Annotated in this window: 9 protein-coding genes; 5 read left to right on the forward strand and 4 right to left on the reverse strand. The window is 37.6% G+C overall.

The genetic code is table 11. The annotated features are described in order from the left end of the window. Positions 1–478: 478 nt before the first annotated feature. On the forward strand, positions 479–1,738 hold the full coding sequence (locus ACR65M_RS04405; RefSeq protein WP_341332275.1) for a tetratricopeptide repeat protein: 1,260 nt from the start codon (positions 479–481) through the stop codon (positions 1,736–1,738). 175 nt (positions 1,739–1,913) lie between these two features. Here ACR65M_RS04405 and ACR65M_RS04410 read toward each other — a convergent pair whose 3' ends face one another. Both ACR65M_RS04410 and cudC read right to left on the reverse strand, forming a co-directional pair. After that, on the reverse strand, positions 1,914–2,177 hold the full coding sequence (locus tag ACR65M_RS04410) for a hypothetical protein (RefSeq protein WP_341332274.1): 264 nt from the start codon (positions 2,175–2,177) through the stop codon (positions 1,914–1,916). 5 nt (positions 2,178–2,182) lie between these two features. Next, a complete protein-coding gene (gene cudC, locus ACR65M_RS04415; RefSeq protein ID WP_341332273.1) occupies positions 2,183–2,713 on the reverse strand; it encodes a choline uptake/conversion transcriptional regulator CudC in 531 nt (176 codons plus the stop codon). 326 nt (positions 2,714–3,039) lie between these two features. On the opposite strand from cudC, the gene proV reads away from it, so the two are divergent. The 4 genes from proV to ACR65M_RS04435 all read left to right on the forward strand — a co-directional run bounded on the left by proV (position 3,040) and on the right by ACR65M_RS04435 (position 9,232). Further along, positions 3,040–4,290 (forward strand): glycine betaine/L-proline ABC transporter ATP-binding protein ProV, encoded by a 1,251-nt coding sequence (gene proV, locus ACR65M_RS04420; RefSeq protein WP_341332272.1) that lies wholly within the window; start codon positions 3,040–3,042, stop codon positions 4,288–4,290. Continuing rightward, the gene (locus tag ACR65M_RS04425) at positions 4,290–5,138 is read left to right on the forward strand and encodes an ABC transporter permease (protein ID WP_341332271.1); all 849 of its coding nucleotides are present in this window, start codon (positions 4,290–4,292) and stop codon (positions 5,136–5,138) included. Before proV ends, ACR65M_RS04425 begins: the two co-directional genes overlap by 1 nt. Beyond that, positions 5,138–6,037, forward strand: a complete 900-nt coding sequence (locus tag ACR65M_RS04430) for a glycine betaine ABC transporter substrate-binding protein (protein ID WP_440272663.1) — start codon at positions 5,138–5,140, stop codon at positions 6,035–6,037. Before ACR65M_RS04425 ends, ACR65M_RS04430 begins: the two co-directional genes overlap by 1 nt. A gap of 126 nt (positions 6,038–6,163) precedes the next feature. Continuing rightward, positions 6,164–9,232: an efflux RND transporter permease subunit gene (locus tag ACR65M_RS04435; protein ID WP_440272664.1), complete on the forward strand. Its 3,069-nt coding sequence runs from the start codon at positions 6,164–6,166 to the stop codon at positions 9,230–9,232. A 1,106-nt stretch (positions 9,233–10,338) separates the two neighbouring features. On the opposite strand, the gene ACR65M_RS04440 is transcribed toward ACR65M_RS04435, so the two are convergent. Both ACR65M_RS04440 and ku read right to left on the reverse strand, forming a co-directional pair. Then, a complete protein-coding gene (locus ACR65M_RS04440; protein WP_440272665.1) occupies positions 10,339–12,171 on the reverse strand; it encodes a DNA ligase D in 1,833 nt (610 codons plus the stop codon). A gap of 48 nt (positions 12,172–12,219) precedes the next feature. Further along, the gene (gene ku / locus ACR65M_RS04445) at positions 12,220–13,149 is read right to left on the reverse strand and encodes a non-homologous end joining protein Ku (RefSeq protein ID WP_341332245.1); all 930 of its coding nucleotides are present in this window, start codon (positions 13,147–13,149) and stop codon (positions 12,220–12,222) included. Positions 13,150–13,210 lie beyond the last annotated feature (61 nt).

Here is a 13,210-nt window from a genome sequence, read left to right on the forward strand (position 1 = left end):
TTTTTAATCTATTGTACATAAAAAGACCCTGTGCAGCAGACTTTTTTTAATGTGTCTACTACACAGGGTACAGTTTACTATCTGGGACCGTTTTTTTTATAGTACTTTTTGTGTATTTGAACATGTCTTTACATATTAATCAGAACAGAGCATAGGTTTTAATGAATAAAAAAAGAAAAGAAAGACACTCAATATGGCAAAAGTCAGTGTGACTTCCATCGTGTTGCTCTGAAAAATGAGTCTTTTGCCCTATTTATTAAAAGAGGGTTTTTACCAATTTTCTAGAAAAAGTTATTATAAGAGTTTAGACAGTCAACAAATCAGAAACGAAAAGGTCTAGGAACTCACGCTATAGGTACGGAGCGTACACTTTAAATACGTGAAGAACGGAGAGACCAGATGATGACAGGATTCAAAGTTTTTCATTTGATGGCTTTTTGAATTGCCTCTATAACCAGTCAATGAGAGGGTATGAAAGATGGAGATAGGAAGCAGAATACGTTTCTTTAGAATTCAAAACAATATGACACAAGAAGAATTGGCACATGAGATTATCTCAATTTCTTATCTTTCAAAAATTGAAAATAACCAAACCTCTGCAAGCATAGAGGTACTTGAATTATTATGTGATCGATTAGGAATCAAGCTAATTGAAAGTGAAGAATATGCCCAGCTAAAGGAGCTTTATGATTGGTACCACCTAATGGTTTCTCGAAAAAGGGAGCAGGCGGTTTCATTTTATGATGCTTATGAATGTAAGAATACAAATGATTCACGGGTTGCCATTTTCTTTGTTCTTTTTGAACTAAGGTATCTAATATTTACAAACCAATTAGAAAAAGCTGAACAACATATCAAGAAAATTGAATTATATAAAGATATTTTTGAAATTCGAATGAATTACTTCTACGAAAAATTTGTTGGTCAGTTTTATTATTTGAAAAGCCAGTTTTCCGTTGCAATGGATCACTTTAAGGTAGCAGAGGAGATTTTAACGAGCAGTGTACACTTTGAGAGCTGGGAAACGGCTGATTTATATTATTATAAAGGTCTAAATAATAACCGGATGGGGAAATTAGCCTTAAGTATCGTGTATATACAGAAGGCATTGGCAATCTATCAATCTCTTTACGATTTAAAAAGGAGTGCTGAGTGTCAAATATTATTGGGAATTTGTTATGAAAAAATAAACGAATTCGAAATGGCTGAAGAGAATTACTTGCTTGCAACAAAGGTAGCAGAAGGGATAAAAGACCCGTCATTACTAGGTTTAATTTATCATAATCAAGGTGTCCTCTATTCAAAATTAGGTGAATCCAATAAAGCCATTAAGCAATTTGTAAATAGCCTTGAACATAAAGAAGAACACATGGTAATTGGGCGTTTACGGTCGATTCACGGTTTAATTGAAGAAAATTATAAAATAGGAGACCATGAAGGATGCAAAAAATGGCTTGAGGAAGGGTTTACCATAGTTGAGAATCACCAGGGGTATCCTGAATTCAAGATTCATTTTATCTATTATGATTATTTGTTGAATAAGTCTGATAACTTGATGAGATTTATTGAAAAGGATGCATTGCCATATTTTGAAGGCATTGAACATCACCTTTACGTAGCCTATTATGCAGAGGAACTTGGAAAAATCTATCAAGAAAATCATAAATATAAGCTAGCAAGCTATTATTTTTCAAAGGTAATCTCATCTTTGAAAAAACATAGTCATATAAATCAATAAAGGAGATGATCGTAAAATGAAAAAACTAATGCTACTATTCGTGCTTGGGCTTGTGACAATTGCTGGTTATCAATTAAATGAAGGAGTTGCATGGGTGGACAATGACTATCCAGATTCACACGAAGTACAGGTATAATGTAGAAAGCAGCCTGATTGAGGGCTGCTTTCTTTGATTCTATAGAAAATTATGATAATCTGTTTGGTTATTTTTTACTTCATCGATTTGATTTTGAATGCTGCGGGAGTCGGTAGAACGTTTCTTTTTGGAAATAAGGTCTACTACAAAACCAACAAAGAGTAACCCTCCAAAGAAGACTAACATCCAGCCCCATAATGGCATTTTCTCACCCCCATATAGTAACGTATGAAATCGTATTAAATTGATGAGGGATACAGACGAATCGTAATCTGTTTTTAACATAAAAAGAGCAACGTTCATAAACGTTACTCTTTTGGAACAAATGTAAAGATTTCATGTGATTCAAAGCTATCTACTAACCGGTTAAGCCAAAAATAATATTCTAACGCATTGTTTAACTTTGCAATATCATTTTCTGCTTCTACTTTAACCTCTTCGCTAATTTGTTCGTCCTCTATGAGTTCCTTAAGATCAGCTAATGATTTCTGAATGGCACTTACATTCATAGAAATGCCACTCCTCCATTTTATCGTAAAAAAGTCAATAAAAGTTTGATACCAGTCTTCTTCAACCTCATAAAGGTCTTTTCGAATCCCTTTCTTCCATACCTTATCAACCATTTTTAATTCCACCAAGTTACGAACGGAAGTACTCATACTTGTTTTACTCATGCCTAATTCTTGTTTCATATCATCCAGCGTCATCGGCTCATCATGAAAATACATGAGACCCCAAAGTCTTCCAACTGAAGGTGTTACTCCATATAAATTCATATTTTGAGCAATCGCATCAATCACACGTTCTCGGGCTTTTTCTAGCTTGTCTATGCCTTGCAAATAGATTCACATCCTACATCAAAGGTTTGATATATATAGACTACTCATTTGTACAATGAATGTAAAGGGGAGGTGCTGGAAGGATTATGGAGGATACTGAAGGAATTCTATGCATTTAAGATGTAAAGTATGTACAGTTTTTACTTTACAAACTTTACGGTTGCATATCACGTTATATCAACTTTGAGTATTTTGGAAATCATTACTACAATTAAAAGGTCAATGTGACTATTGCTTTCTACATAGGATACAGTAGTTTGTTTGAAAATCATAAAGGGTAGTTTGTATTAGGCAAGTTTTCAGCAAGAAAAAATTGAGGTGACAGAATGGAAAGTGAGAAACAAGCAAAAATAAAGGTTTCTAGTGTAACGAAAATTTTTGGACGATCGTCTAAAAAAGCTATTCAACTTTTAAAAGAAGGAAAAACAAAGCAAGAAATTTTAAAAAGCACTGGATCAACCGTTGGTGTAAATCAAGCAAGCTTTGAGGTATATCCCGGAGAAATCTTTGTCATTATGGGGTTATCCGGAAGTGGGAAATCTACCTTAGTTCGACTTTTAAATAGATTAATAGAACCAACTTCTGGTCAAATTTTTATTGATGGAAAAGACGTCGTATCCATGAATAAAGAAGAAATTCGAGAAGTACGTAGGAAAAAAATGAGCATGGTGTTTCAACGCTTCGCATTATTCCCACATAAAACGGTTCTTCAGAATACGGAATACGGACTAGAAATTCAAGGTGTAGCAAAGCATGAACGTTCACAAAAGGCGTTCGAGGCTCTTAAATTAGTCGGTCTTGAAGGCTATGAAAATCAATATCCTGACCAACTTAGTGGTGGGATGCAGCAGCGAGTTGGGCTTGCAAGAGCGCTCGCAAATGACCCGGATATATTATTAATGGACGAAGCATTTAGTGCTCTAGATCCATTAATTCGTAAGGATATGCAGGATGAATTGATTGAGTTACAAGGCTCTATGGAAAAAACGATCGTCTTTATTACACATGATCTCGACGAAGCGTTACGAATCGGTGACCGTATCGCTTTAATGAAGGACGGAAACATCGTACAAATCGGAACCCCTGAAGAAATACTAATGAATCCATCTAATGAGTATGTAGAAAGATTTGTAGAGGATGTTGATTTATCAAAGGTACTGACTGCAGGCCATATCGTCAAACGAGCGGAAACCGTTCAGGTTGATAAAGGAGCCAGACTTGCTCTTAAAATCATGAAAGATAATGGTTTATCGACTGTCTATGTTGTTGACAAGCAGAATAGACTTGTTGGTGCGGTGAGTGCTGTAGAAGCTTCGAAAGCGGTCGAGCAAAAATTACCATTAGCTGAAGTCATGGAAACAAATCTTAAAACGGTTGATACAAGTACATTACTTGTTGATTTATTCGATGATGTTTCACAAGCTACTATTCCAGTAGCTGTAGTTGATGAACAAAATCGACTTAAGGGAATTGTCATACGAGGTGCCGTGATCGGTGCACTTGCTGGTAATGACACATATATAAATGACTTTGGGGCTGAACAACTCCCTCCAAGTGATGAAAGGGAGGCTTTATAATGGAAGGTTTATTACCAAAGCTGCCAATAGCCGATTGGATCGATACATTTGTAGACTGGTTAGTCTCAAATTTCGAATTTTTATTTGAAGGAATTGCAGTAGGACTTGAAGGATTTGTAGAAGGGATTGTAGCAGGATTAGGATTTATTCCTTCTATTCTACTAACACTTATCTTGGGTGCTGTGGCCTGGAAAATTTGTAATTGGAAAATTGCACTTTTTACATTGATTGGTTTATTTTTAATCGATAACCTTGGTTACTGGGGCAATATGCTTGAAACAATTGCACTTGTGCTAACCTCTGTGGGAATATCGGTTATTCTTGGAATACCGCTAGGAATATGGGCCTCACAAAGTAAAACTGTGGGAAGTATCGTGATTCCAATTCTAGACTTCATGCAAACAATGCCTGCATTTGTTTATTTATTACCGGCAATCTTTTTCTTTAATATCGGAGTTGTACCTGGTGTTGTGGCGTCAGTTATATTTGCAATGCCACCAACAATTCGATTAACGATACTTGGAATTACCCAAGTGCCACAAGATTTAATAGAGGCAACTGAAGCCTTTGGATCTACAACAAAACAAAGATTAGTAAAAGTTCAAATTCCATTGGCTATGCCTACAATTATGGCCGGTATTAACCAAAGCATCATGCTTGCATTATCTATGGTGGTAATTGCCTCCATGGTAGGAGCACCAGGGTTAGGAGCAGATGTATACCGAGCTGTTACACAACTGCAAACAGGAACTGGTTTTGAAGCTGGTCTAGCGATTGTTATTGTTGCAATCATCTTAGATCGGATTACTCAAAATATAGGAAAAACTAAACAAGGGGGAACTGCTTAATGTTAAAAAAAGTAGTCAAAGCATCATTAGCAATTGGATTTACTCTAGGATTAGCTGCATGTGGTGGCAATTCTGATGAGGCAGGAACTACATCTACATCTTCAGCATCTGTAGGAGAAAGTGTAGATTATGAGATTGTTGGAATTGATCCAGGGGCAGGAATCATGAAGGCAACTGCTTCAGCAATTGAAGAATATGGTCTTGAGGATTGGACTGTAGTTGAAGGTTCTGGTGCAGCTATGACAGCAGCACTTAAGAAGGCCTATGATAAAGAAGAACCAATTATCATCACTGGTTGGACACCTCACTGGAAATTCTCAGCTTTCGATCTTAAATATCTTGAAGATCCTAAGGGAGTATATGGTGGGGAAGAAAACATCCATACTATTGCACGAAATGGTTTAGAAGAAGACATGCCAGGTGTTTATAAGTTCTTGGACCAATTCAATTGGACATCAGATGATATGGGAAGTGTAATGGTAGATATTAATGAAGGAACAAAACCGGAAGAGGCCGCTGCGAATTGGATTGAAGAAAATCCAGATAAAGTTGCAGAGTGGACTGATGGTGTAGAGGAAGGAAATGGCGAAGAAGTAAAATTAGCCTACGTTGCATGGGATAGTGAAATCGCAAGTACCAATATTGTAGGTAAGGTTTTAACAGATTTAGGATATAAAGTAAAAATGAGCCAAGTAGAAGCCGGCCCAATGTGGACTGGTGTAGCTGATGGTTCTGTTGATGCACACGTTGCTGGCTGGTTACCTGTAACTCATGCTGATTATGTAGAAAAGTATGATGGTCAGTTTGAAGATTTAGGTTCAAACCTTGAAGGCACAAAAATCGGCTTAGTTGTACCAGCTTACATGGATATTGACTCAATCGAAGACTTAAAAGAATAAGAGTCAATCATGTAAGGATAGGTTAAAAAGAAACTGTACATTCTCTAGAGGGTGTACAGTTTTTTTCTATTTAATGGGTATAATGTCAATGATACTGTACTTTTTGCGAAATGAGGTACTTTTTTTATGAACATAAGCAACTTTTCAATAAAACGACCAATATTTACGTTGGTGACAATGTTTTTAGTGATAATTCTAGGATTCGTTTCCTTAATGAATATCCCGCTTAAATTAATCCCAGAAATCAATCCACCTGTAGGTGTAGTTGTTGCAAATTATTTTGGCGCTAGTCCTAATGAAGTTTCTGAAAAAGTGACAAAACCTCTTGAACAAAGTTTATCAACATTGCCCGGCTTAAAAACAATGTCCTCCACTTCTCAGGAGGGTGCATCACTAATCTTATTACAGTTCTCATGGACAACATCGATTGATGATATTGAAAATGACATTTTAAGTCGGACTAATCAAACACAAATTACCGATGATGCAGAGGCGCCTCGGTTTCTAAAATTTGATCCATCTCAGTTTCCGATTATTCAATTGTCCCTTAGCATGGAAGGGGATGAAAAGGGTCTCCAAGAGCTTGCAGAAAGTCTAACAACTGAACTCAATAAAGTTGAGGGTGTTGCGAACGTTAATCTGTCAGGTATTGTTACAAAAGAAATAAAAGTCGAACTTAATCAAGACCAATTAGAAGAATACGCCTTGACCCAGGCTGATATTGTAAACATTCTCCGTGCAAATTCCGTCTCATTACCTGGAAATACAATTGAATCTGAAGGCAGAGAACTTACTACAAGAGTAATTAGTACATTGGGGTCGGTCCAGGACTTAGAGGAGCTTTCGATAACAATTGACCCACTACTTGGTGAAAAAGTAGTTCTAGGTGACCTTGCTGAAGTTAAAATTGTGCCCGAATTAAAGAAAACCATCACTCGAGCAAATAAGGAACCTGCGATGTTAGTCAGCGTCCTCCAAGAATCAGACGCAAATACAGCGCAAGTATCAAAAGCCTTCCAAACAGAACTAGAAAAGAAGCTCTCTCAGGACAAATATAAAAACGTTCAAGCTGAAGTACTGTTTGATCAAGGGGATTATGTCAAAATCGCCATTGGAAATATTACAAGTACATTGCTGTTAGGCGGACTGTTTGCGATGATTGTACTCTTTTTCTTCCTTAGAAGTGTTAAGAGTCCACTCATTATCGGAATTGCTATTCCCTATTCCGTCATTGTTACCTTTGTGCTCATGTATTTTTCGGATTTCTCGTTAAATATACTTACGTTAGGTGGACTAGCACTTGGTATTGGGATGCTTGTTGATAATTCAATCGTCGTCATCGAAAATATTTATCGTCATTTATCAATGGGGAAAGAACCAAAACAAGCTGCTGCAGATGGGACAAAGGAAATTGGAACGGCGATTATAGCATCTACTTTAACTACGGTAGCGGTCTTTTTGCCAGTTGTGTTTATTTCCGGTCTTATCGGGGAAATGTTTACTGAATTTGCTGTTACGATCGCGTTTAGTTTATTCGCATCCCTTGTTGTGGCACTAACAGTTGTTCCAATGCTAGCCAGTCGATTTTTAAAGAAACCGAATGGAAATCTTGAGAATAAGCGCCAGTCTTCATGGGGCATGCGATTCTTAGAAAATGCCACGAGATGGTCACTTCGACATCGCCTCATGGTCCTTTTGCTCACGATTGTGTTCTTTGCGGCCAGTATATTCATGTTGTTTAGAGTCGGAACGGAATTCATTCCAAGAAGTGATAAAGGATTCTTTACAATCAATTTAAAACTTGAAAATGGAACGCCACTTGATGCAACACAAAAAATAGTGGGAGTAATTGAAGATAAATTAGAAAAAGAGGCTGAAGTAGATGTATTTGTAAGCCTGATAGGCTCTACTCAAGAGAATAGTTTCAGGGGTGGAGGAAGTTCAAATGAAGCAGAAATTTATGTGAAAATGGTTGGTTTCGAGGAACGTGAGCGCTCAACATTTGAGTTTGTTGACGAGACGAAATCGAAAATTGAGTCTCCAGTTCTCGAACTTCATCCAGAGGCAAAAGTAAGATTTAATTTACAATCCTCATCAGGCTCAACTCCAAACACTTTGCAATTTCACGTAAAAGATACAGATAAAAACAGGCTGAATGAGGCTGTTCAAAGGCTTTCAGAAGCGCTGGTTGATTTGAAAGATGTTACTGAGGTTTCTACAGATGTTTCAAAAACAATTGAGGAGCTTCAAATTACGATTGATCAAGAAAAAGCGTTTGAGGAAGGGCTTATGCCTGTACAAATCGCAACAACGGTAAACGATGTTACAAGAGGAACAAGAGCGTTGCAGCTAACTGATGAAGACAATCAAATTTATCCGGTTACTGTAGGCTATGATCGAGACTTTACAAACAATATCGAAGGTCTAGGGAACCTTCTTATTAAAACTCAATCAACAACTTTTGTGCCTTTAAACGAAGTGGCAGAAATTGAAATAGGCGAGGGGCCGCAAACTTTACGAAGAATTGACCAGCAGAATGCCGTACAATTTACAGTCAAATACGTAACGACAACAAATCTTGGTGCAATTTCGAAAAAGGTGGATGAAGTAGTAGCAGACCTTAAACTTTCTGATGAAACAGACATCGTCTACAGTGGTGATAAAGAACTGTTAGAATCCTCAATTGATCAATTGGGTCTTGCCTTTGTGCTTGCACTAACATTGATTTATACCGTAATGGCAGCACAGTTTGAATCATTAAAATATCCGTTTGTTATTATGTTTACGGTTCCGTTAATGGTCATCGGGGTTGCAATTGGCCTTAGTCTCACAAACACTCCAATCGGAATCACAGCTATCATCGGAATTATCGTGCTAGCGGGAATTGTGGTAAACAATGCGATTGTGATTGTTGATTATATTAATAAGAAGAAAGAGGACGGTATGGCTTCTCATGAAGCAATCGTTGTCGCGGTTAAAGATCGAACACGACCAGTGATGATGACGGCCAGCACAACCATTTTAGGGCTATTGCCTCTAGCATTCGGTATCGGTGAAGGCTCCGAAATTAACCAACCGATGGGAATTACCGTCATTGGTGGTTTGATTAGCAGTACCTTGTTAACTTTGTTTATCATTCCAATTGTGTATAGCTTGTTTGATAAGGAGACGAGGAGGAGAGCTAGAGCGGAATAAGGATAGTTGTTGGGAATATTGGAAATGGTGCAGGGAGCTATAGTTGATATCGAAGGGTTTTTTGGTGGCTTTTGAGTGATGGGATCAATCAATGGTAGATAAGGTGTGGGGTTTGGGTAATCTCTGGAAAAGGTGGTTGGATAAGTGTTAGATATGGTAGGGGTATAGGGTAATGGTGGAAAAGGCGGTTGGATAAGTCTTAGATATGGCAGTGTTATTGGGTAATGGTGGAAAAAGTCATAGCATAAGTGCTTGATATGGTAAGAGTATTGGGTGATATTGGAAAAAGTAGCAGCATAAATAGTAGGTATGAATGGCGTTTTGGGTAATGTTGGAAAAGCTGATGGGATAAGTGTTTGATATGGCAAGGGTATTGGGGGATATTGGAAAAAGTAGCAGCATAATGGTAGATATGAATGGATTTTTGGGCAATGTTGGAAAAGGTGATCAGAAAAATGGTTGATATGACAAGACTATTGGATAGTTCTGGGAATTGTCATGGCAAAAGTGGTATTTAAGATAGGGGTTTTGGATAATTAAGGAAAAACAAACGTTAAATAAGCTTGGTGAAGTACATTTTAAGCCAAATTCAGAGCGAAAATGTACTTCATAAGCCCGATGAAGAACATTAAGAGCGAAAATTAGAGCACAAATGTACTTCATAATCCCGATGAAGAACATTTCAAGCCAAAATCAGAGTACAAGTGTACTTCATAATCCCGATGAAGAACATTACGATCGAAAATTAGAGCACAAATGTACTTCATAATCCCGATGAAGAACATCTCAAGCCAAAATCAGAGTACAAGTGTACTTCATAATCCCGATGAAGAACATTTCAAGCCAAAATCAGCGCACAAATGTACTTCATAGGCCCGATGAAGAACATTACGAGCGAAAATCAGCGCACAAAAGTACTTCATAAGCCCGATGAAGAACATTAAGAGCGAAAATTAGAGCACAAATGTACTTCATAATCCCGATGAAGAACATTTCAAGCCAAAATTAGAGCCGAAGTGTTCTTCATCACCAAGTAACCCACATGTACTCTAAATACATCAAGCCCAAAACTCACTTTCCTCAATTCCAACCAATGACCCACGCTCCTAGCTTTGTCTCAAAAACTTCAGCACAGGTTCAAATGGCTGTTTCTCTTTCGCATCAAAATAATGCGTAAAGGGGCAGCCTTTTTCGTTAATTCTATTAATGATTGTTTCCAACGGAAAATCTTCAATTGACAAATCATCCGTTATTTCGTCCCAATATAGTGGGGTGGCAACATAGGCTCCCTCATTCCCGCGAACAGAGTAGGGTGCTACAATGGTTTTACCCTCAGCATGCTGTACGTAATCTACGTACATGCGGTCTCCCCGATTTTTTTTCAATCTTTCAATCGTAAACAGGTCAGGTTCCATGGTTATTAAATAATTGGCGATAAACTCAGTAAATTGTCTCGTATCCTCATACGTAAACTTGTTTTCCGGAAGAGGTATATAAATCTGTAAACCTTTATTTCCCGAAGTCTTTACAAATGATATCAGTTTCAGTCCATCAAATACTTCTTTCAGTATGGATGCGGCTTTTTTAGCAAGTGGAAAAGCCGCGCGCGACGGTGGATCCAAATCAAACACAATCTCAGATGGTCCTTTGGAATGAATCGTTTGAAATGGGATGTGAAACTCGAAACTTAGTTGATTTCCTAACCAAGAAAGGGTTTTTAAATCATTGCACACAATATATTCAATCCCATCAGACATAGAGGTCTGGATAAAGTCAGGTGCATACTCCGGGCAGTTTTTTTGATAAAAGGACTCACCATACATCCCATGTGGATAACGAATCACGGTCAATAAACGCTCTTTTAAAAAAGGAAGCATATAAGGTGAAACTTCAACCAAATATTGAATATAATCGAGTTTTGTTATCGATTTATCCTTCCAAAGTGGCTTGTCAGGATGAGTAATCTCAATTTCTTTAGGTAGAAGTGGGGCATTTTTAATGAGCTTATCCCATGTGCACTCCCGCCATTCCACATCAAACCGAAATTTTGAGAAGCTAGGCTGTCGTAATTGCTCTTTATACAACTCTAGATATAAAAGTTCAACACAGATGCCAGGGTCGACTTTAATAAAACTAGCTGTTTCTTCTGTGGAGTTTGTTTGTATAACACGAAGGAGTGCTTGTCTTTCATCAGGAGAAAGACCGTGAGAAAATAAGCCTGCTTCATAGATTTGTTTATTTCTTATAACCCCGACATGAAAAAAGGCATTCTTTTTATCGTAGCCTAGAATAAAAAAGACACCAACTTGCCAATTTTTTATTTTATACCAGTTAGTGGTGCGCTTTCCTTCCTCCCAAGTGCTATCAATTTTTTTTGCAATAATCCCTTCAGCAATATGTTCTGTAGCATTCTTCCAAATCGCGTCGAGGTCTATTTCGTATTTAATTAATTGGATGAGTTTGTCACTACTTGGATTAATGATGTGAGAGAGATCGGCTTTACTAAAAAGATCATAAAGTTCATCTTTTCTTACCTGAAGTGATTCAGCCTTGAGATTCTGACCACTTAACTCTAACACATCAAACACCAAATAATGAGCAGGTGTTGAAGCAGATGCTTGTTTAATTTTATCGGTGCTCCTTAATCGGCCTCTTTGCTGAATTTTTTCAAAACTAGCTTTATAAGGAGATTCTAAAATACATAGTTCTCCATCTAAAATGAGTGGCAAGTAGGGAATCATTTCATCCAAAAGATCTTCACATTGCTTTATAATCTCTGGAAACTGTTCATTTAAGAGGTTTCCGTTCCTACTGATTAGCTGGATTCGATCTTTTTCCCAATGTAGCATCGCGCGGAAACCATCATATTTAATTTCATATACCCAGTTTTCGCCAGTAGGGGCTTCGAAAATAAGAGTTGGAAGCATAGGCTTCAGCATCATACCACTCCTTTAATTAAGGGGAGAGCTCCTTATTAGGAGCTCTTTTCAGGTACCGACTTTTTTACGGGTAGTTCTCGTTTTTGGTTTGACAGATGTTGTTTTATCTGTTCCTGTTGGCGCTTCAGCTTTTGCTTTTGGTTTTGCAGCTGTTGCCTTTGCTGTACCTTTTGTAGTTGCTGCCTTTTTGGGTGCTGCTGTTTCCTTCGATTTTGTTCGTTCGATACTAGCCTGCAAGGCACTCATTAAATCCACAACATTTGTCCTTGGAGCTTCTTGAGAGGTTGTTCCTTCATTATTATTAATTTTAGATTCGATCAGCTCCATGAGAGCAGTGCGGTATTCATCCTTATACTTATCAGGATTAAATTCTGTTGTTAATTGGTCTATCAGCATGATGGCGGTATCAAGTTCTTTTTCATTAATATCCACATTTTCTGGGACACCTGGGACCTCACCTACATTCCGAACTTCGTCAGGATAGTGAATCGTTTCCATTACTAGGCTGTTTTTATAAACTCGGATAATGGCCATTTGTTGTTTGGAACGGATTGTAATTTCAGCTATCCCGATTTTACCTGATTTTTGAAGAGCCTCACGAAGGAGTGCATAGGCTTTGCTTCCATTTTCACCAGGCCCCATAAAGTAAGAACGGCTAAAATAGATTGGATCAATTTCTTCAAGTTTTACGAAATCAATGATTTCTACACTTTTATCCTCGTGCTCGTCCTTTAGTTCTTTCAGTTCTTCATCGTTTAAAATGACGAATTTCCCTTTTACATATTCGTAGCCTTTAACAATGTCATCATTTCCAATGTCCTTTTCACAATTCGGGCAGATTTTTTCATATTGAATAGGGGTATTGCATTCTTTATGAAGATTTCGAAGCTTGACATCCTTGTCTTCAGTTGCTGAGAAAAGCTTTATTGGAATATTGACAAGACCAAAGCTAATTGAGCCCTTCCACATCGTATGCATATGTTTTCCTACTTTCTTTTTGTGATCTAAGTCTAACTCCAGCGCCTCGCCCTTCATTGTC

The organism is Ferdinandcohnia sp. SAFN-114, assembly GCF_059415045.1.